Source organism: Corynebacterium sp. TAE3-ERU30 (genome assembly GCF_019209925.1).
GTDB lineage: Bacteria > Actinomycetota > Actinomycetes > Mycobacteriales > Mycobacteriaceae > Corynebacterium > Corynebacterium megadyptis.
The window spans coordinates 383,910-403,745 of sequence record NZ_JAHUTO010000001.1; the positions used below are offsets into that span (position 1 = coordinate 383,910).

Annotated in this window: 18 protein-coding genes; 6 read left to right on the forward strand and 12 right to left on the reverse strand. The window is 63.9% G+C overall.

Annotated elements, in window-relative coordinates; all coding sequences use genetic code 11:
- Positions 1-14: 14 nt before the first annotated feature.
- The 5 genes from KR227_RS01710 to mqo all read right to left on the reverse strand — a co-directional run bounded on the left by KR227_RS01710 (position 15) and on the right by mqo (position 5,448).
- Positions 15-1,379, reverse strand: coding sequence for a cobyrinate a,c-diamide synthase (locus KR227_RS01710; RefSeq protein WP_218363444.1), 1,365 nt, complete (start codon positions 1,377-1,379; stop codon positions 15-17).
- Complete coding sequence (gene cobO / locus KR227_RS01715; RefSeq protein ID WP_151528546.1) at positions 1,373-1,981, reverse strand: cob(I)yrinic acid a,c-diamide adenosyltransferase; 609 nt, start codon at positions 1,979-1,981, stop codon at positions 1,373-1,375. The genes KR227_RS01710 and cobO overlap by 7 nt, the downstream gene beginning before the upstream one ends.
- 96 nt (positions 1,982-2,077) lie before the next feature.
- A complete protein-coding gene (locus KR227_RS01720) occupies positions 2,078-2,824 on the reverse strand; it encodes a VWA domain-containing protein (RefSeq protein WP_218363445.1) in 747 nt (248 codons plus the stop codon).
- A gap of 19 nt (positions 2,825-2,843) precedes the next feature.
- The gene (locus KR227_RS01725) at positions 2,844-3,944 is read right to left on the reverse strand and encodes an AAA family ATPase (RefSeq protein ID WP_218363446.1); all 1,101 of its coding nucleotides are present in this window, start codon (positions 3,942-3,944) and stop codon (positions 2,844-2,846) included.
- A gap of 1 nt (position 3,945) precedes the next feature.
- Positions 3,946-5,448 carry a malate dehydrogenase (quinone) gene (mqo, locus tag KR227_RS01730; RefSeq protein ID WP_218363447.1) on the reverse strand — a complete coding sequence of 501 codons (1,503 nt, stop codon included), beginning with the start codon at positions 5,446-5,448 and terminating at the stop codon, positions 3,946-3,948.
- A 460-nt stretch (positions 5,449-5,908) separates the two neighbouring features.
- On the opposite strand from mqo, the gene KR227_RS01735 reads away from it, so the two are divergent.
- The 4 genes from KR227_RS01735 (at position 5,909) to KR227_RS01750 (ending at position 9,479) form a co-directional block, all read left to right on the forward strand.
- A complete protein-coding gene (locus KR227_RS01735) occupies positions 5,909-6,046 on the forward strand; it encodes a hypothetical protein (protein WP_218363448.1) in 138 nt (45 codons plus the stop codon).
- Between the two features lie 52 nt (positions 6,047-6,098).
- A complete protein-coding gene (locus tag KR227_RS01740) occupies positions 6,099-7,064 on the forward strand; it encodes an alpha/beta hydrolase (RefSeq protein WP_218363449.1) in 966 nt (321 codons plus the stop codon).
- A 113-nt stretch (positions 7,065-7,177) separates the two neighbouring features.
- On the forward strand, positions 7,178-8,569 hold the full coding sequence (mtr, locus tag KR227_RS01745) for a mycothione reductase (protein ID WP_218363450.1): 1,392 nt from the start codon (positions 7,178-7,180) through the stop codon (positions 8,567-8,569).
- Between the two features lie 145 nt (positions 8,570-8,714).
- Entirely contained in the window at positions 8,715-9,479 is a 765-nt protein-coding gene (locus KR227_RS01750; RefSeq protein ID WP_218363451.1) for a hypothetical protein, read from the forward strand.
- Between the two features lie 36 nt (positions 9,480-9,515).
- Here the strand turns inward: KR227_RS01750 and KR227_RS01755 are convergent, their stop codons facing one another.
- From KR227_RS01755 to dxr, 5 genes are all read right to left on the reverse strand, one after another.
- Positions 9,516-10,943, reverse strand: coding sequence for a cobyric acid synthase (locus tag KR227_RS01755; RefSeq protein WP_218363452.1), 1,428 nt, complete (start codon positions 10,941-10,943; stop codon positions 9,516-9,518).
- A gap of 31 nt (positions 10,944-10,974) precedes the next feature.
- A complete protein-coding gene (map, locus tag KR227_RS01760) occupies positions 10,975-11,847 on the reverse strand; it encodes a type I methionyl aminopeptidase (RefSeq protein ID WP_151528538.1) in 873 nt (290 codons plus the stop codon).
- 115 nt (positions 11,848-11,962) lie between these two features.
- The gene (gene ispG, locus KR227_RS01765) at positions 11,963-13,093 is read right to left on the reverse strand and encodes a flavodoxin-dependent (E)-4-hydroxy-3-methylbut-2-enyl-diphosphate synthase (RefSeq protein ID WP_151528856.1); all 1,131 of its coding nucleotides are present in this window, start codon (positions 13,091-13,093) and stop codon (positions 11,963-11,965) included.
- A gap of 74 nt (positions 13,094-13,167) precedes the next feature.
- The gene (locus KR227_RS01770) at positions 13,168-14,316 is read right to left on the reverse strand and encodes a M50 family metallopeptidase (protein WP_218363667.1); all 1,149 of its coding nucleotides are present in this window, start codon (positions 14,314-14,316) and stop codon (positions 13,168-13,170) included.
- A 64-nt stretch (positions 14,317-14,380) separates the two neighbouring features.
- Positions 14,381-15,544: a 1-deoxy-D-xylulose-5-phosphate reductoisomerase gene (dxr, locus tag KR227_RS01775; RefSeq protein ID WP_218363453.1), complete on the reverse strand. Its 1,164-nt coding sequence runs from the start codon at positions 15,542-15,544 to the stop codon at positions 14,381-14,383.
- Positions 15,545-15,769: 225 nt separating this feature from the next.
- On the opposite strand from dxr, the gene KR227_RS01780 reads away from it, so the two are divergent.
- Positions 15,770-16,195 carry a DUF2631 domain-containing protein gene (locus tag KR227_RS01780; RefSeq protein ID WP_218363454.1) on the forward strand — a complete coding sequence of 142 codons (426 nt, stop codon included), beginning with the start codon at positions 15,770-15,772 and terminating at the stop codon, positions 16,193-16,195.
- A 128-nt stretch (positions 16,196-16,323) separates the two neighbouring features.
- Here the strand turns inward: KR227_RS01780 and rlmN are convergent, their stop codons facing one another.
- Positions 16,324-17,427: a 23S rRNA (adenine(2503)-C(2))-methyltransferase RlmN gene (gene rlmN / locus KR227_RS01785; RefSeq protein ID WP_218363455.1), complete on the reverse strand. Its 1,104-nt coding sequence runs from the start codon at positions 17,425-17,427 to the stop codon at positions 16,324-16,326.
- 130 nt (positions 17,428-17,557) lie between these two features.
- Here rlmN and KR227_RS01790 point away from each other — a divergent pair, with 130 nt between their 5' ends.
- Positions 17,558-18,019 carry a lipopolysaccharide assembly LapA domain-containing protein gene (locus KR227_RS01790; protein ID WP_370625129.1) on the forward strand — a complete coding sequence of 154 codons (462 nt, stop codon included), beginning with the start codon at positions 17,558-17,560 and terminating at the stop codon, positions 18,017-18,019.
- Positions 18,020-18,121: 102 nt separating this feature from the next.
- On the opposite strand, the gene KR227_RS01795 is transcribed toward KR227_RS01790, so the two are convergent.
- A complete protein-coding gene (locus KR227_RS01795; RefSeq protein WP_218363456.1) occupies positions 18,122-19,744 on the reverse strand; it encodes an MFS transporter in 1,623 nt (540 codons plus the stop codon).
- Positions 19,745-19,836: the final 92 nt, after the last annotated feature.

A 19,836-nucleotide genomic window follows, 5' to 3' on the forward strand; every position in this document is an offset into this window, starting at 1 on the left:
GGGCAAAAATCGATTTAGCGATGCCTGCCCGCAGTGCGCACAAAATTCTCGATCGCGTGGGGAACGCTGGCGGGATGGACGTGAAGATAGGAGGCGTGGATCGTCGCGGACACGAAGCCTTCGGCCACCGCAGCGCCATCCCAGCCCCGCCAGCCCCAGGCCGGATGGAACCCAGGTGCGGTCTCCTCGGCGAGGGCGGTGTGGTGAAACTCGTGGCCGGTGACTCTGTGGCCGACCTCGTAGAGCACCGAGGACTCGAGCGCCACGGCTTCCCGATACCCCAGTTTCAGGCGACGGCCCATGGCGCCATGGGTGCCGATCGCCCCCACCATGGGATGGGCGTCGAGGGTTTTGAGCAGCCACAGCAGTCCCGCGCATTCGGCGTGGACCGGTTTGCCGGCGGCGATATGCTCGCGCACCCCAGCGGTAACGCTATGCCGGGCAGCGAGCTCTTCCACATGTTCCTCGGGAAATCCGCCAGGCACAATGAGCCCTTCGCACTCGGGGAGTTCCTCGTGCAAGGGATCGAATTCCAGCACTTCGGCGCCGGCGGCGCTCAACAGCTCGGTGTGCTCGGCATAGGCGAAGCTGAACACCGGCCCCGAAGCCAGAGCGATACGCGGGGCGCTGTCCACGGCGTGGACCTCTGCGGCCGGATCCCAGGCGGGACCGGTATAGGCGCAGGAGGCCAGCTCGAGAATGGCATCGATGTCCACGTAGTTCTCGATCATGTCGGCCATGCGCTCGACGGATTCGACGGCGGCACCGCCCCGCTCAGCGGCGGTCACGAGTCCGAGGTGGCGGGACGGTACTTCCACCTTGTCGATGCGCGGGATGATGCCCACCACCGGCACCCCTGTGTTTTCGATGGCGCGGCGACATACCTCGGCGTGGCGGTCGGTGCCTGCCTTGTTAATGATCGCCCCAGCAATGCGTACATGGGGGTTGTGGATGGCGAAACCGCGCACAATCGCGCCGGCCGATTGACTCATGCCGCGGACATCCACGACGAGGATCACGGGCAGCCCGAGCGCGGCGGCGATCTCAGCGGTGGAACCGGCGCCGGCGTCTTCTGGGGAGTCGGTGATGCGGCCATCGAAGAGCCCCATCACGCCTTCCACCACGGCGATATCGCAGCCGGCGGCACCATGCGCATAGAGCGGGCCGATGCGATCGACGGAGCACATCACCGAATCAAGGTTGCGGCCCACGCGCCCCGAGGCCAGGCCGTGGTAGCCGGGGTCGATATAGTCCGGCCCGACTTTGAACGGTGCGACCTTCATGCGTCGGGCCAGCGCCCCCATCAAGCCCGTGGCAATGGTAGTTTTGCCCGTGCCCGAGGCCGTGGCCGCGATGCACACACCGGGCACGCTTACCATTCGATCCCCTTCTGGCCTTTGCGGCCTTGGTCCATCGGGTGCTTGACCTTGGTCATGGTGGTGACCAAGTCCGCTACCTCGAGCAGGCGTGGGTCGGCGTCGCGACCCGTCATCACCACATGCTGAGTACCGGGACGAGTGCGTAGTGTCTCCACCACATCCTCGACGTCGATCCATCCCCACTTAATGGGATAGGTGAACTCGTCGAGCACGTAGAGATCATGGGTTTCATTGGCCAGGCGGCGCTTGATTTCCTCCCAGCCTTCGCGGGCGTCGCGGGCATGATCTTGTTCATCGCCGCGCTTTTTCGCCCAGCTCCAGCCCTCGCCCATCTTGTGCCACTCCACGAGCGGCTCATCGCTGAGCTCGTTGAGGCGCAGGAATACCGATTCTTCCCCGACCCGCCACTTGGCGGATTTCACGAATTGGAAGACGCCGATCTTCCAACCTTGATTCCAGGCGCGCAGCGCCATGCCGAAGGCGGCGGTCGACTTTCCTTTACCTTCCCCGGTGTGCACCGCGGTCACCGGCAGCATGCGTCGTTGCCGGGTGGTGAGGCCATCATCGGGAATATTTTTCGGATCAACTTTGCCTTGGGGCATCGCGTAGGGCTCACTTTCGCACAGGGGGTGTATCTCTGAGCCATAGTAGCGAGACACACCCCGCCTCCCGGCCGCGGGGTGGTCCGCCCCACCCCTTTAGAGCGACTCGATGGCGCCGGCGACGTTATCGGAATTGAGCTCCGCAAGCTGCACGCAGGGAGCGCGCAAATGCTCCGCGAGGGTGCGCGCGAGCCCCAGCCGCACCCGTGCGGAGACCTCACAGTCGATCACGATGGAACCGCTGAGCCCCTTGGCCGCGATAGCATCGGCGGCCGCATAGGCCTCTTTCATCCCATAGTTACCGGTGGCTCGGCCGTCGCTGAGTACGACCATGATGGCGCGGCGGCCCGGCTCCTTTCGTGCTTGGCGAGTGATGAGCTCATCGGCCAGCACCAGCCCCTCGGCCAGTGGGGTGCGCCCGCCGACCCGGGCGGATTCGAGACGACGCCGCGCCACATCAATGGAGCTGGTCGGGGGCAGCAAAAGCTCAGGTGCGCGGCCACGCACGGTAATCACCGCCACCTTGTCGCGGCGGATATAGGCGTCTTTCAAAATTGATTCCACCGCACCGGTGACCGCCTCGAGGCGGGTGTGGCCAGCCACCGAACCGGAGGCGTCCACCACGAAGACGATGAGATTCGATTCCCTGCCCGCCTTGATGGAGGAACGCAGATCCTCCGGCCGCAGCTCCAAACGCCCATTACTAATGGTGGCGCCGCGTTCGGCGGCCGCCATAGCGGTGGCCACCACATGTACTCCCCTGCCGTGGGTGGTGGAGCGAATCACCGCGCCTTCACTCGATAGCGCCTTGGAGCGTCGGCCCGGATTGGCTTCCTCGCCCATGCCCCGCCGACGCAGTGTTCTAGCGGAGAAAGGGAGCGCCCATCGAGGCGCTATCACCCTTTCCATCGCCGCGCTGCGGCTGCTCCTCCTGCGGCGTTTCCTCGGGCTCCTCCTGCTCCGGCGAGGAGGGCTCCTCTGGGGTCTCGGCAGGCTCCTCCTCCTGCGGCGGTTCGGTGTTCTGCTCGGGATCGGGATTGTCGTTGATGGCCTCGTCGAGTTTCTCGTCCAACTCGGAGTCGTCGATTCCGGGCTCATCGAAGGGATTGCGGCGCTTACGGTGCGGCAGCGCCAGCTGGGCGGCCACACGCACGTCCTCGTCCTCCACGATCTCGCTGCCACGCAGTGCTGCATGGGCGATGGCGGTGCGGGCGATCACGATATCGGCGCGCATGCCATCGACATCGAAGGCGGCGCAGAGCTGGGCGATGCGCGCCACCTGCACGGTCGGCAACTCCACCGTGGCCACGGCGGCGCGGGCCTGATCCAGCTGCTCTTTGAGCGCGGTTTCCTGCTCCTGCCACTGGGCGGCAAAACCGTGGGGGTCGTTTTCATAGGCCAAGCGGCGGGTAATGATCTCTCCGCGCACGGCAGGGTCTTTTGAGCCGGTGACTTCCACCGCCAGCCCGAAACGGTCGAGCAACTGTGGGCGCAGCTCGCCCTCTTCGGGGTTCATGGTGCCCACCAGCACGAATTTTGCGGGGGCGCTATAGGAGACGCCATCGCGCTCAATACTGACCCGCCCAGTAGCGGCGGCATCAAGCAGTGCGTCCACGAGGTGATCGGCGAGCAGATTAACTTCGTCTACGTACAGAATGCCGCCATCGGCCTCAGCGAGCAGACCGGGCTTGTACTCGGCTTTGCCGGTGCTCAGGATGGTCTCCACATTGAGGGATCCCACCACGCGATCTTCGGTGGCACCGAGGGGAAGGTTCACGAGGGAACCGTCGAGAAGCGGAGCAAAGCCACGCACCATGGTGGTCTTGGCGGTGCCTTTTTCTCCGCGCACGCACACACCCCCGATCCCTGGAGAGATGGCGTTGAGAAGCAGGGCCAGCCGGAGCTGTTCCTGCCCCACGATCGCGGTGAATGGAAAACCAGGAACGGGGGTGTGTTCAGTCACATTAATCCTCGAGCTTGAGTGTCTTTTGGGTACGCTCCCACGTCTCCTCGAAGAGCTGCGGGTTCGCCGCCAGCTTAACACCGTAGGAGGGAACCATATCCTTAATCTTCGGTCCCCACTCCACCATGCGCTCGCCGAAGCAGCGCTCCAGCACCTCGAGCATGGCTGCCGGGGCGATGGACGCACCCGGGGAAGCGCCGAGAATACCGGCGATCGAGCCCTCGGAGTTATTGATTAGCGAGGTACCGAACGCGAGAGTGGAGAAGGACGGACCGGCGACCGGCTGAATAGCCTGGACGCGCTGGCCGGCGGTGACCAGCTCCCAATCCTCATCACGGGCAGTCGGCATGTACTCACGCAGCGACTCCATACGCGCCTTCTGATCCTTGAGCAGCTCGGTAATCAGGTACTTGGTCAGGCCCATCTCCTGCACGCCCACGCCCACATAGGACAGCAGGTTCGTAATGCGGATGGACTTGAACAGATCCAGGTTGGAGCCGGTCTTGAGGAACTTCGGGGTCCAGCCCGCATAGGGGCCGAAGAGCAGGCCGCGCTTGCCGTCAATCACGCGGGTATCGAGGTGCGGCACCGACATCGGCGGGGCGCCCACAGACGCCTTGCCATAGACCTTGGCGGCGTGCTGCTCGATCAGCTCCTCATTGGTGCAGCGCAGCCACTGGCCGGACACGGGGAATCCGCCCCAGCCGCGAATCTCAGGAATGCCGGACTTCTGCAGCAGCGGCAGCGCCATGCCACCGGCACCGACGAACACGAAGTTCGCGGTGATCACGGAGGTATCACCGGTGTGCACGTTAGTGGTGGTGATCTTCCACTTCTTGCCATCCTGGCTGAGGTTTTTCACCTCATGGCCGTAACGCAGCTCGGTGCCGGCCTCCTTCAAACCCTCGATGAACTGCTTGGTTTGGGCACCGTAGTTGATGTCCGTACCAGCGGAGGTCCAGGAGATAGATACCGGCTCCTTGGCGAAGTCACGGCCCTGCGCCATCAATGGCAGCTTCTCGGAGAAGACATCCTGGTCATCGGAGTATTCCATGCCCGGGAAGAGCGGGTGATCCTTGAGCGCGTCGAAGCGCTTCTTCAGATAGGCCACCTGGTCCTCGCCGTGGGCGAAGGACACGTGCGGCACGGGATTAATGAACTCGCGCGGATCCTTGAGAATCCCCGTGTCCAGCTGGTGCGACCAGAACTGGCGCGACACCTGGAACTTCTCGTTGATGTTGATGGCCTTGTCGATATCAATACGCCCCTTGACCTCAGGGGTGTAGTTGAGCTCGCACAGGGCGGAGTGGCCCGTTCCTGCGTTGTTCCAGGGGGAGGAGGACTCCTGAGCTGGGGCGTCAAGCCGCTCCAGAATGAGCTGGCTCCACGAGGGCTCCAGCTGCTTCAACATTGCGGCGAGGGTGGCGCTCATGATGCCGGCGCCAACAAACGCTACATCCACTTCATCGCGTACCTGGGCAGTAGCTGCCTTGGAATCTGACACGTCAGTCCAACTTCCTTAATTCTCTATCTACGGTGCTCTCACGCGTTGTGCATTGTCTCTTAGGTCGCGCACAGAATTCGGCCCGAACTACCCACTTCCACAGAAACGACGGGCAGCGAGCAGACACAGCAGAACGGGCGCGACCCCTACAAACGCCTCGCAACCACCGCCACTCGAGACGGGTGCATACGGTGCGCGGGTGCGTTTGTGCTGGTTCAAGTTTACGCGCCTACGCAGGCCAACAAACACTCTTTTGGAGGTCCTACCACTACTCTTTCCGTGCTCGGCCCGGCGCGACGCGTGTCGACGCAGCAAAGAAGGCACCATCACGCTGGCGTTTTCACAGCACGCGCTCAGCATTGTTCACCGACCCTAAGCACAGGGAATTGTATGAATCCACCTCTTATTTACCCCCAAAAGAGCGAAACTGGGCGCGCCCTGTGCCCCCACCTTTTTGATTGTGTGGGCTATACATCGCGCCATGATCGGCGCCGCCGGCGGTGACCAGGCGTGCTTAAGCAGCCCGGCGCGGCCGCACCCGCCGCTGCGTGCACACCTGCCGCATCGTCTGTCCTTCGCCGCCGAGCTGGGCGCGTAAAGTTGGCCGCGCGAGAATGCTCCATGGCCAAGAAGGTGAGGGATGAAGCGAAGTGAGCGTCGATAAGCCTCTGCAGTGGCGGCCCGATCGTTTGGGCGCGGACTATGAGTATGCACTGTGCGAGCTCGGGCCCGATCCCGATGGAGAAAGCCCTGTATGTGCGGCACTGGTGCGCCATAAGAGCCAGCATGAACACGCCGCAGTAATGGTGCATGGGATGACTGACTATTTCTTCCACGATCATGTGGCGCGCTATCTCGACTCCCGCGCAGTCACCACCTATGCCGTGGATCTGCGCAAATGTGGCCGCGCGCTGCGCGAAGGACAGACGCCCCACCATGTCAGTGATATTCGGCTGTACTGCGAGGACTTAGAGGCCGCTCTGCAGCCGGTGGTGGAGGCGCATTCCAGCGTCAGCCTCATCGCCCACTCCACTGGGGCGCTGGCGGTGGCGGAATGGCTCGCCCAAACCACTCTGCCCGTGGACTCGGTGATTTATAACAGCCCCTGGTTGGAGATGCTTGGCCCGCCGTGGCTGCGCACCCACGTTCCGCGGCTCGCGGGGGCGATCACGCGACTGCGCCCCGAGGCACTACTGCGCCAGAAGCCCGATCCCAGCTACGGCACATCCCTGCACCGCGACTATGACGGCGAATGGGACTACGATCTCCAGCTCAAGCCACTGGCAGGTTTCCCGAAACGTCTCAGCTGGCTGCAGGCGGTAGCGCAGTCCCAGCAACGACTCGCCCGCGATGAGCTACGCACCCAGATCGCGAGCTTGGTACTCACCGCCGAGCGCAGCGGTGAGGGAGATACGCTCGCCGACGCCCACAGCAGCGATATCGTTTTAGAGGTCGCCGATATCTGGGCGCGGGCCCCGCACCTATCGAGTGTGCTGAGTATCACCGCGCTGCCGCAGGCGATGCACGATGTGTACCTGTCCGCCCAGCCCACACGCACCCAGGCGCTTGAGCTCACGGTGGACTGGATGCGCCGGCACCGCAGGCACACGTCCTAGCGCACGACAGCTCAGAGAAGACGCGACAGCGCCCGATTGACACGAGCACTACTGTTGGAGAACGACAACTCGTATTCACCAACTATGACCCGTGTATGAAGGAGATTTCCCCTATGGCTACTGCCGCGGACAAACACTATGACCTCGTGATTATTGGCACCGGCTCCGGTAACTCGATTCCCGGCCCGGAGTTTGAGGATAAGTCCATCGCGATCGTGGAAAAGGGCGTCTTCGGCGGAACCTGCCTCAACGTCGGCTGCATCCCCACCAAGATGTTCGTCTACGCCGCAGAGCAGGCCCGTGCCGCCGCCCACAGCGAGCGCTATAACCTCGATACCCAGTTCAACTCCGTGGATTGGCCGGCCCTACGCGAGCGCGTCTTCGGCGAGCGCATCGATAAGATTGCCGCCGGCGGCGAAGCCTATCGTCGCGGCGAAGAGACCCCGAATATCGATGTCTACGATGGCCACGCCCGCTTTGTGGACACCAAGACCATCGCCACGGCGGATGGCGATACCCCAGTAGTGATCTCCGGCGAGCAGATCGTGCTGGCCGTGGGCTCGCGCCCGCAGATTGTGCCGCCCTATGCCGGCACGGATTTCCGCTACTACACCAACGAAGACATCATGCGCCTCGAGGAGCTTCCCGAGTCCATCATCATTCATGGCGGCGGGTTCATCGCTGCGGAGTTCGCGCATGTCTTCCACGATCTCGGCGCCAAGGTGACCGTGATCAACCGCTCCCCGCGCATGATGAAAACCCTCGACGAGGATCTCACCACCTACTTCACCGAGGTGGCCGAAAAGACCTGGAATACCTATCTGGGCCACGACATCAGCGAGGCCACAAACACTGAGGATGGAGTTCGGGTGACCCTCGACGATGGCACCGTGCTCGAGGCCGATGTCTTCCTCGCCGCCACGGGACGCGTGCCCAATGGCGACCAGCTCGACGCCGAAAAGTCCGGCATCGAACTCGACGGCCCCCGCATCAAGGTGGACGACTACGGCCGCACCAGCTGCGAGGGCGTGTGGGCGCTGGGCGATTGCAGCTCCCCCTACCTGCTGAAGCACGTGGCCAATGCGGAGATGCGCGCGGTGCGCCACAACCTGCTGCACCCCGAGGATCTGCGCCCCATGCCGCACGAGAACGTGCCCTCCGCCGTGTTCACTCATCCGCAGATCGCCACCGTGGGACTGACTGAAGAGCAGGCCCGCGAGAAGGGCTATGACATCACCGTCAAGATCCAAAAGTACGGCGATGTGGCCTATGGCTGGGCGATGGAAGATGAGTCCAACTTTGTGAAACTCATCGCCGATCGCGCCACCGGCCAGCTGCTGGGGGCGCACTTCATCGGCCCCGAGGCCGCCACCCTGATCCACCAGCTGATCACCGTCATGACCTTCAAGCTGGATGTGCGTAAGGTCGCCACCGAGCAGTACTGGATCCACCCCGCGCTCCCCGAGCTGGTGGAAAACGCACTGCTGGGATTGGATTTCTCCTAGCTTCTCGCCCCGCCTGAACGGCGAAAGCAGCGGCAGCCGAGCGCCGCACTCCCGCGCAGCACAGACGCCTGCGAGGGGTCACTGCCGCGCCCGTGCCTGCCGCTTTTCTCTCTTCTCCCCCACGGCGTAGAATCCATAAACCATCGTGTCTGCACCAGAATCTCGTCACCCCGCATCCGTGGCCACGCTCAGCCTCGCTGTAGCTGTGACCATAGCTTTGTCTGCCTTGGGCACGAACTTCACGCATCAATCGCTGTGGTACTCCGGTCTCGCCGCCGTGACCATGGTGGTGTGTTCCGGAGCCATTGGGCTGCTGGCCATTCGGCGTTTCGTGTACCAGCATGTGCCGATCCGGTGGCCCCACCTATTGTGCGGTGCGGGCGCGGTGGTGAGTTTGATCAGTGGCTGCGCCACCCTCGTGGTCCGGCAGCTGGGCTCGCCGACGATTCACTCCACCGTGACCCTCGCCTCCTTTTATGCCATGCCCGTGGCGGCCGTGGCCTGTGCCCTCGGCGGATTCTTGCTCCTGCCGCGGCGCTGCGTGCCCGCCGTTTTTGGCATCATTAGCGGTGCTTTAGCCACCGGCTATATCTCGCTCGGCGAGGATACGCTGCTCACCCGCTCCGGGGTGGTGGCCACCGCTGTCGCTACCCTCGTGCTGAGTGTATGGAGCATTGTGGATCTGCGCGGCTATCGCTCCCGCGGCGCCTGGCCACTGCGGCTCGCGGCCGCCATCATCGCCGCGGTGATGACCTACGCCATCGTCATCGCTGCCACCCCCAGCAGCTGGTGGGCCAGCTATGCCCCGCCCCAAGCTCTGGCCCTGAGCTATATCGCCGCCGCAGCTCTCGGGCTCAGCGGCGGGCTCTCCTATCACGGGCCGCAGCAGCGCCCACACGACGCCGCCTAAGAGTTGGCAGCGCCCGCTCGCCTTAGGCCCGCCGGCTTAGACCCCGAGATCCGCGCAGAGCTGCGCCAGATCCCAGTGCTGCTCCACCGTATCGGCGATGAGATCCAGCTGGCGCATCCGCTCAGCGGCGAAAGACGTATCGGCACTGACCACAAACCCCGGCTTGCCGGCGGTCTGAGCCACCCAGGCGAGAAAATCGCGGCGGGTGGCATCGTGTTCGAGGAGGCCGTGCACATGGGTGCCGCGGCATAACGCGGTGGCGCAGCCCTCGCCATTAAGCCAGGGCTGCTCGGCATTAGCCACCACCCGCCCGTGGTGGATCTCGTAGCCGCCCTGCGGGGTGCGGGTGAGGGTTTTGGTCTCGTGGAACTCGATGGTGGCGTCGAAAAGCCCGAGTCCTGCAGCATCGCCGGGGCCTTCGACCCCGTCGGTGATGTGGCGGCACATCATTTGGAAGCCGCCGCAGATACCGAGCGTCGGGCCGCTGCGCTGCACGATCGCATCTGCCAGCCCGCTGCTGCGCAGCCACTGCAGATCCGACACCGTGGACTTCGAGCCGGGCAGCACCACCAGATCGGCGGAGGCCACCTCATCCGGATCGACGCTCCACGTGACGGTCACCCCCGGTTCACAGGCCAGCGCCTCCACATCGGTGGCATTGGACACCCGCGGCAGCCGCACCGCCGCAACCCGCAGCCGCTGGGTGCCTAGGGCCGTGGTGGGTGGCCCGACGGGCGCGCCGATCACTGATTGCAGGGAGTCCTCCGCATCCAGCCACAGCCCGTGAATAAAAGGCAGCACCGCCACGGTGGGAACCCCAGTGAGTCGCTGCAGCTCCTCTAGCCCGGGCTCGAGCAGACTCTGGTCCCCGCGGAACTTATTGATCACAAAGCCCTTGATGCGGGCCCGGTCTGCGGCGGAGACAATCGCGTGGGTGCCATAGAGATGCGCCAGCACTCCCCCGCGGTCGATATCGCCCACCACATACACCGGCAGATCCGCGGCCTCCGCGAGGCCGAAATTGGCCACGTCTGTGGCGCGCAGGTTGATCTCCGCCGGCGAGCCGGCCCCCTCGCAGACCACGATGTCATAGCGGCTCTCGAGGTCGCCGAGTGCTGCCGCCGCAACCTGACGCAGCTGCAGACGGTGCTCCACATAGGAGGTGGCCGATACCTGCCCGCGGGCGGTGCCGCGCACCACCAGCTGCGAGGTGCGATCCGATCCGGGCTTGAGCAGGATGGGATTGAAGTCCACATGCGGCTCCAGCCCGCAGGCGGCCGCCTGCATGGCTTGGGCGCGCCCAATCTCCCCGCCGGTGGGGCACACCGCCGAGTTATTGGACATGTTCTGTGCCTTGAAGGGGGCCACCGCATAGCCGCGGCGGCTCAGCGCCCGACACAGCCCGGCGGCGATAATGGATTTCCCGGCATCGGAGGTGGTGCCGGCGATCAGTAGAGCTACCACGGGAGTTCTTCTGTGTCTCTAGTCCTCGTCTCTAGTCCTCGTCGGGCAGGGTGAGGATCTCGTTGCCATCCTCGGTGATCACGAGGGTGTGCTCGAACTGGGCGCTATAGGCGCCGTCGGTGGACTGCACCACCCAGCCATCGTCCCACATCTTGTAGTCGAGGCCGCCGAGGTTGATCATCGGCTCGACTGTCAGCGTCATGCCCGGCTCGAGCACATCGCGATAGGCCTGGGAATCGTAGTGCAGCACCACGAGTCCATTGTGGAAGGTCGGGCCCACGCCATGGCCGGTGAAATCACGCACCACGGAGTAGCCAAAACGCTTGGCATAGGATTCGATGACCCGGCCGATCACATTGACCTCGCGGCCCGGCTTGGCCACCTTGATACCGCGCATCATTGCTTCTTTGGTGCGTTCCACGAGCAGCCGGTGCTCCTCGGAGACATCACCGGCGAGGAAGGTGGCATTGGTATCGCCGTGCACACCATTTTTGTAGGCGGTGATATCCACGTTCACGATATCGCCGTCCTGGACCACGGTGGCGTCGGGAATGCCATGGCAGACAATCTCATTCACCGAGGTACAGCAGGATTTCGGAAAGCCGCGATAGCCGAGCGTGGAAGGATAGGCGCCGTGATCGCACATATACTCGTGCGCGATCCGATCCAGGGTATCGGTGGTCACTCCAGGAGTGACGGCCTTACCCACCTCACGCAGGGCATTCGCGGCGATCTTGGAGCTTTCGCGCATCGCCTCGATGGTCTCGGGGGTCTGCACATAGGGTTCGCCAATGGCCTCCTGCACCTCGTCCTTCCACGCGTATTCCGGACGCTCAATATGATCCGGCACGGCACGGATAGGAGTCTTGCGGGCAGGTACTTGCAAACGGGGGCGTTGAGTCATGCCCCTTATACTAGGCCCGTCGCCAACGCTTATCGACGCCGCCCTCCATCAGCACTGCCGTGCCCCTGGCGACTCGCGCCCAGGGGCTGGTGAACAACGTCAGTACAGGGTGGGTTTAGCTCACCGTCACAGAGGGCGAACCGGACTCGGTCTCCTCCATGGTTTCGGCGATGCGGGTGGCTTCCTCAATCAGGGTTTCCACGATCTTGGATTCGGGCACGGTCTTCACTACCTCGCCCTTAACAAAGATCTGGCCCTTGCCGTTACCGGAGGCCACACCGAGATCAGCGTCGCGGGCCTCGCCTGGGCCATTGACCACGCAGCCCATGACGGCCACGCGCAGCGGCACCTCGAAGCCCTCCAGGCCTGCGGTGACTTCCTCGGCCAGGGTGTAGACATCCACCTGGGCGCGACCGCAGGAGGGGCAGGAGACGATCTCCAGCTTGCGGGGGCGCAGGTTCAGCGATTGCAGAATCTGATCGCCCACCTTGATCTCCTCCACCGGGTCAGCGGAGAGGGAGACACGAATGGTATCGCCGATACCCTCGGCGAGGAGCGCGCCGAAGGCCACCGAGGATTTGATGGTGCCTTGGAAGGCCGGACCGGCCTCGGTGACACCGAGGTGCAGCGGGTAGTCGGTCTGCGCGGCGAGCTGGCGGTAGGCCTCCACCATCACCACCGGGTCGTTGTGCTTGACCGAGATGGCGATATCACCGAAGCCGTGCTCCTCGAAGAGCCCGGCCTCCCAGACCGCGGACTCCACCAGCGCCTCCGGGGTGGCCTTGCCGTACTTCTCCAAAAAGCGCTTATCCAGCGAGCCGGCGTTCACGCCAATACGGATGGGGATGCCGGCCTCGCCGGCGGCCTTCGCCACTTCTTTGACGCGCCCATCGAATTCGCGAATATTGCCGGGATTAACGCGCACGGCCGAGCAGCCGGCGTCGATCGCCGCGAAAATGTATTTCGGCTGGAAGTGAATATCTGCCACCACGGGAATGGGTGATTTCTTCGCAATGGCAGGCAGCGCCTCCGCGTCCACCGTCTTGGGGCAGGCGATGCGCACAATATCGCAGCCAGACGCGGTGAGCTGGGCGATCTGCTGCAGCGTGGCGTTAATATCGTGCGTCTTGGTGGTCGTCATCGACTGCACGGAGATGGGATAATCGGATCCCACGCCCACATCGCCCACCATGATCTGGCGGGTTGTGCGACGTGGCGCGAGGGTGGGCAGCGGGGCATCCGGCATGCCGAGACCGATCGGGGTACTCACAGAGAGATTCTCCTTTAAGAGATTTTTTTGGGCTTTGGATGTTGATGTTATCAGCCGAATAGGCGCACAGGGTTGACCACATCGGCGGCGATGATCAGCACACCGATGCCCATCAGCAGCGCCCACATCACCACAATGAGCGGCATGAGGGCCGCGTAATTGGCCGGCCCCGCCGGGGCGAGGCCGCGCATCCGGCGGATGGCGTCGCGAAGCTTCTCATAGAACACGATCGCGATATGGCCGCCGTCGAGCGGCACAAAGGGAAGCAGGTTGAACAGCGCGAGGAAGAAATTCAGGCTCGCGAGCATCATGGCGAAGATCGACCACTGCGAGCGCTCCACCAGTTCCCCGCCCACCAGGGATGCACCCACCACGCTCATGGGCGAATCCATCTCGCGTTCAGCGCCGAAGATGGACCGAGCCACCCCGGGCAGCTTGGCGGGCAGCGAGGCCACTCCCTGCCACGTGGCATGCAGCATCGCTCCGGAATAGTGCAGGGTGGCGGGCACCGCCTCGAGGGGGCCATAGCTGAGGTAGAGATCAGGGATCGGCGCATTGACCACCCCAATCACGCCCATCTCCTGGCCCTCCACTGTGCGGGAATCCACGCGCACATCCAGATCGACGGGGCGGTGATCGCGCTCCACCTGCACCGTGATCTCTTCGCCGGGGCGCTGCACCACATAGTCGCGCACATCGGTGAAGGTTGCCATCGGCTGCCCATCGATCGCGCGGATCGTATCGCCCGGGCGCACGCCCGCCACAGCAGCCGGCCCCTCGCGCACCTCGCCGACCCGGGCGCTGAGATCCGGATCGGGATTCGGCAGCCCAGCGGTGGCGGCCACCAGATACAGCGTGAGCAGGCCGAGGGCCAGGTTCATCAGCACCCCGCCGAGGAGCACAAACACGCGCTGATACCAGGGCTTGTACACCATGGCGTAAGGGCGTTCGTCCTCCGTGACGGGATCCACCGAGGTCATGCCCGCAATATCGCAGAACCCGCCCAAAGGAATCGCTTTGAGGCCATATTCGGTGTGGCCTTTGCGGAAGGAGAACAGCGTGGGGCCGAAACCGATGAAGTAGCGCCGCACCCGCATACCGCAGGCGCGCGCCGCCAGTAGGTGGCCCAACTCGTGCAATGCGATCGTGATCGCAATACCGAGCGCGAAAAGCACCACACCCATTGTGTAACTCACGATTCCACCGCCTTCTGCCTCGAGCTAACCCCTCGCATACTACAGCGCCGTCGAGCTAACTATCCAGCTAGCGCTCGCGGCTGCGAATCTCCTGCTGTGCCAAGGAGCGCGCCCTATCCTCCACGGCCAGCACATCCGCGACGTCACGGGGCGGAATCGCGAAATCCTCCGCCTTATCGACGATCGCTGCCACCACATCCACGATCTGCGGGAAGCGAATGCGGCCCTGCAAAAACGCCTCCGCGGCTTCCTCATTGGCGGCGTTGTACACCGCGGGAACGCTCCCGCGGCGCGAGGCGACGTGGCGGGCCAGCTCCACCGCGGGGAAGGCGGCATTATCCACCGGCTCGAACTCCCACGCGAAAGACTGCGAGAAGTCCAGTGCGGGCTGCGCATCCTCGACCCGCTCCGGCCATGCCAGGGCATGAGAGATCGGCAGCTTCATCGACGGCGGGGAGGCCTGGGCAATGGTGCAGCCATCGACGAAGGTGACCATGGAGTGAATGATCGACTGTGGGTGCACGGTGACATCAATGAGCTGCGGGTCGATATCAAAAAGATAGCTGGCCTCGATGAGCTCGAGTCCTTTATTAATGAGGGTCGCAGAGTTGAGAGTGTTCATCTGCCCCATCGACCACGTGGGGTGTGCGGCGGCCTGCTCGGGGGTGACCTCCCACATGCGCTCTCGGTCCCAGCCGCGGAAGGGGCCACCCGAGGCGGTCAAGACGAAGCGGGCTACCTCCTCGCTCCTGCCGGAGCGCAGGCACTGGGCCATGGCCGAATGCTCCGAATCCACCGGCACCAGCTGCTCGGGGGCGGCGGCCCGCAGCACAATATCGCCGCCAGCGACGAGCGACTCCTTATTGGCCAGCGCCAAGCGTGCCCCCGACTCCAGCGCGGCCAGGGTGGCCCCCAGCCCGAGGGAGCCCACCAGACCATTGAGCACGGTATCGGCCTGCTGGCTGCGCACCAGCTCGGCGGAGGAATCCGCACCGGAGATCACCGTTCCGCCGAGCGCCTCCGAAGCTGTCTGCGCCGCGGTATCATCCGCGATGGCCACCTGCTCGGGCGCCAGTCCGCAGCGGCGGGCTTGCTCAATGGCGAGCGTGACAGAGCGGCCTCCACAGGACAGCCCCACGAGCTCAAAGCGATCAGGATTCGCTTCAATGATCTCGAGGGCCTGTGTGCCGATAGAACCTGTACTTCCTAAGAGGATGACGCGAGTCTTCATTCCTTTATTCTTGCACTCGCACCACAAGCGCGGCTGCGGACACCACCAAGAAGCTCTGTGCCCTGCGGCCAGCTGCCTCTCCCCCGTGTGTGGCTAACACGAAAAGCACGGTTGTGGAGGGGCCACTGCTGCGACACGGGGCGAGCAAAACAACTTCCATGAAACCTAAGAATGTGCAAAGATAGACGGAGAACTTTAAGCGTTTACTAAGAAGGAGAAAAGACTGTGTCTGGCGCTTCCCACCACATCGAGCCGGAAGTCTACAACGGCGTAAGCACCCTTGACGAGCCCTCGGCGAAGTGGGGCTGGCACGATCTCGGTTTGGTTCCCACCCAAATTGCTGGCTGGGTTTCCGTATTCTTCCTCCTCGGCTACAACTTCGGTAACCACAAGGGCCACGTGGAGACCATCTGGTTGTTCCTGCTCGCCGGTCTGGTGGCTATCGGGCTGCTCCTTCAGCTCTTCGCCCCCAAGCTCAACCAGGTGCGCACCGTGACCGCCCATAACAAGCCGGAGGGCCACCAGGAGCCGGTGTGGACCTACCAGCAGCACGCCATGACGGGCAAGTACGCCGAGCTGAGCGACTCCGAGCTGCGCGCGCTCAACATCGATCCCTCGACCGTCCCGAACCGCACTGCTGTAGAGAAGTAAGCACGGCGCTGTTCAGATTGCTGGTCTAAGGACTCCCTCCTTCACACAGCACACACAATCCCCCACGCACCCAGCAGGTGCATGGGGGATTATTGCATTGCTAGCCCGTGAGCTAGCTGACGCGTGAGCTAGCTGGCCCGCTCCTCCGCGGCGAGCTGACCACAGGCGGCGGCGATGTCTTGGCCGCGGGTATCGCGCACCGTACAGGGCACGCCCTGGGCGATCACGCGGCGCACGAACTCATCCTGGCGCTGCTTGGGTGCGGCATCCCACTTGGATCCTGGAGTGGGGTTCAAGGGGATGAGGTTCACATGCACGCGCGAGCCTAAGGCCTGGTGCAGCTTCTTGCCCAGCATGTCTGCACGGAAGTCTTGATCGTTGATATCGCGGATCAAGGCGTACTCGATGGACACGCGGCGGCCGGTTCTGTCCGCATAGTAGCGGGCGGCGTCGAGCACCTCGGCCACGGACCAGCGATTATTCACCGGCACCAAGCTATCGCGCAGTTCATCATCTGGGGTGTGCAAACTCAGCGCGAGGGTGACGCTGAGATCTTCCTCAGCCAGCCTCCGGATCGCCGGCGCCAAGCCCACCGTGGAGACGGTGACATTGCGCATGGAGATTCCGAAGCCTTCCGGCGCCGGGCGGGTGATCTGCTTGACCGCGCTCAGTACGCGCTTGTAATTGGCCAGCGGCTCGCCCATACCCATGAACACCACATTGGTTAGACGGCCACCCTCCTGCTGCATAGTGGCCGCCGCCCGACGCACCTGATCCACGATCTCACCAATGGAGAGATTGCGATCCAATCCGCCTTGGCCGGTGGCGCAGAAGGGGCACGCCATTCCGCAGCCGGCTTGGGAGGAGATACACAGGGTGGCGCGGTCGGGATAGCGCATGAGCACCGACTCCAGCAGCGTGCCATCATTCAGCCGCCACAGAGTTTTTTGGGTGGCGCCCGCATCGGCTTCGGTGACGCGAACCCTGGACATCAGCTCGGGAAAGAGGGCGTCCTTGACCTTTTGCCGGGCGGACTCGGGCAGGTCGGTCATCGTCAGCGGGTCGGCTTCGAGCCGCCCATAGTAGTGACGGGCAATCTGGTTGACGCGGAACTTCGGCAACCCCAGCTCAGTAACAGCGGAGATGCGCTCCTCGGGATCGAGATCGGCGAAGTGCAGCGGCGGCATGCCGCGCTGCGGGGCTTTGAACTGCAGGCGAACGGGTTCAGACATAGTAGGCCCCATTGTTTCACGAGGAAGGAGGACCGAGGAAATCCACTATACTGACGGTGTTTAAGACTTCCTCGAGATTTATTCTCTTGTCCACCTGCACGATCTTTATACCCCGCACGAGGAGACATCCGTGACCACCCCCGCTGACCCCAATCCCAGCTCCGAGCCGCACCCGCGTATTAATGACGACTCGATCCTCGGCTCCTCCCACCCCACCCGCGCCCACGACGCCGTAGCCGAGCGCGCTGAGAGCTCCACTGCCCCAGCCCGCCGCGAGGATCACGCGCCGGAGCAGCACAGCGAGGCGGATAGCTCTGCGGACGCGGAGAAGAAGCCGGCCAAGCTCAACCGCACTCTCGCCTCCTCTACTTGGGCGGCACTGATTATCGGCGCCCTGCTGCTCATCCTGTTGCTGGTGTTCATCATGCAGAACCAGCAGGCGGTGGAACTGCAGCTCTTCGCATGGACCTTTGAGTTCCCGGCCGGCGTGGGCTTCTTGCTCGCCGCGATCGCCGGCGCGCTCATTATGGCCCTGGCCGGCATCGTGCGCATGTTTGAGCTGCGGCGCCAAGTGAAAAAGGCCCGCCAATAAGCAGCCGTCGTTTTAATTGCCAGCGGGGCGCTCTCATGTTTGAGGGCGCCCCGCTGTTTACTTCTGCCCCCTGCCTTGCGGCGGGCGGTAGAACGCTAGGTTTTAGGGACGCTTCTTGGTGGAACGGCGCACCATCAGCGCCCCGAGCAGACCGATAACCAGACATAGCACGGCCGCATAGAGCGATACCTTGGTGGCCTCGGCGAAGACGCGGGCTAGGGGCGCAATGACCTCCTCGGGTGCTCCCTGCTGGCGCAGGCCGACCAGTGTTCCACCGGCGGAGCTGCGCATGGCCTCGGCTAGCTGCGCTTGGCTGCCGACGAAGTCTGCGGACCGCCACGCGAGGGCGGCAGAGAGGGTGGCACCGGCCATGGCGGCACCCAGGGCGGAGCCGATCTGGCGCACGGTGGACTGGGTGGCGGATGCTTGGCCGGACTGGGCAACGGGGATATCGCCGAGTACCAGCGAAGTCAGCTGCGCCGAGGCGAGGCCGAGGCCAATGCCATAGACCACTAAGGCGAAGACCACGAGCCATAAGGGCTGTCCTACCCGTTCCTCGGCGGCGAGCTGCAGCGTGCCGAAAACTTCAAGCCCCAAGCCCACGAGCACCACCCCCGGAGCGCCGATTCTGGCTGCCAGATGGCGGGCTGCGGCACCAGAGAGGAAGGCACCTATCGCCATCGCGGCCAGCACGAGCCCCGTAGCTAGGGCAGACAGCCCCGCCGAGGACACAAGATAGAGCGGAAGTACGAAGACGAGCGCGAACTCGCCCACCGCCACCATCAAGGCGGTGAGGTTGCCCCAGGTGAAAGTGGGATAGCGGAACATGCCGAGATCCAGCAAGACCGACTGCTGGCTGCGGGCACGGCGCAATTCGGTGGCAACGAAGCCACTCAAGGACACCGCGGCAATCACCAGCGCGATACCAGCGGCAGAGGGCCAATCCTGCGGCCACTGCGCGGAGCCGAGGTGAAAGTCCGAGATGGCTGTCCACCAGCCCAGTTTGGGCCCTTCAATGATGCCGAAGACAAGCGTGCCGAAGCCGATCGCGGAGAGGCTAAAGCCGAGAACGTCTCTCTCCCCCGTCGGCTGCTGCGCAGCGCCGCTGGGCTCGGCGGCGGTATCGGGCACCCACGCGAGTGCTGCGCCGACGAGGACGAAGGCCAGAGGAACGTTGACCCAAAAGATCCATTCCCAGCCGGCGTATTCGGTGATGACACCGCCGAGCAGCGGGCCGAGTGCGGCGGCGCCGCTCATCACCGCGCCCCACACGCCGAAGGCTGCCGCGCGATCCTTGCCGCGGAACATGGCGTTAGTGGTGGATAGCGTCGATGGCAGAATGCAGGCTCCACCCACACCCTGCACCACGCGGGCCACAATCAGGGTGGAGACGGAGCTAGAGAGTGCGGCCAGGATCGAGCCGCTTGCGAAGATACACAGCCCGGCGAGGAAAAACTTACGCCGGCCATAGCGGTCGCCGAGGCGTCCGGCGGCGAGCAGCAAGGCGGCGAATACCACCGAGTAGACGCTGCTGACCCACTGGGCTTCCGAGAGATCAAGGTTGAGTTCGCGAATAATCGTGGGCATCGATACGCCCACGATGGTGCCGTCGAGCACGATCAGCGCCAGCCCCACGGCGAGAATGATGAGTGCGCGCCACTTATGCGGGGTGGCGGTGTGCTCCTCCGCGGGAACTGCCTCATCTATAGAGTTATGTGCCATCATGGTGCTTCAGCATAGTCGCCGCTGCTACACCGATTTATGTTCACCTGCATCGACGGCCATCACACACGCGCGCAGCAGCCACGCAGCGGTGG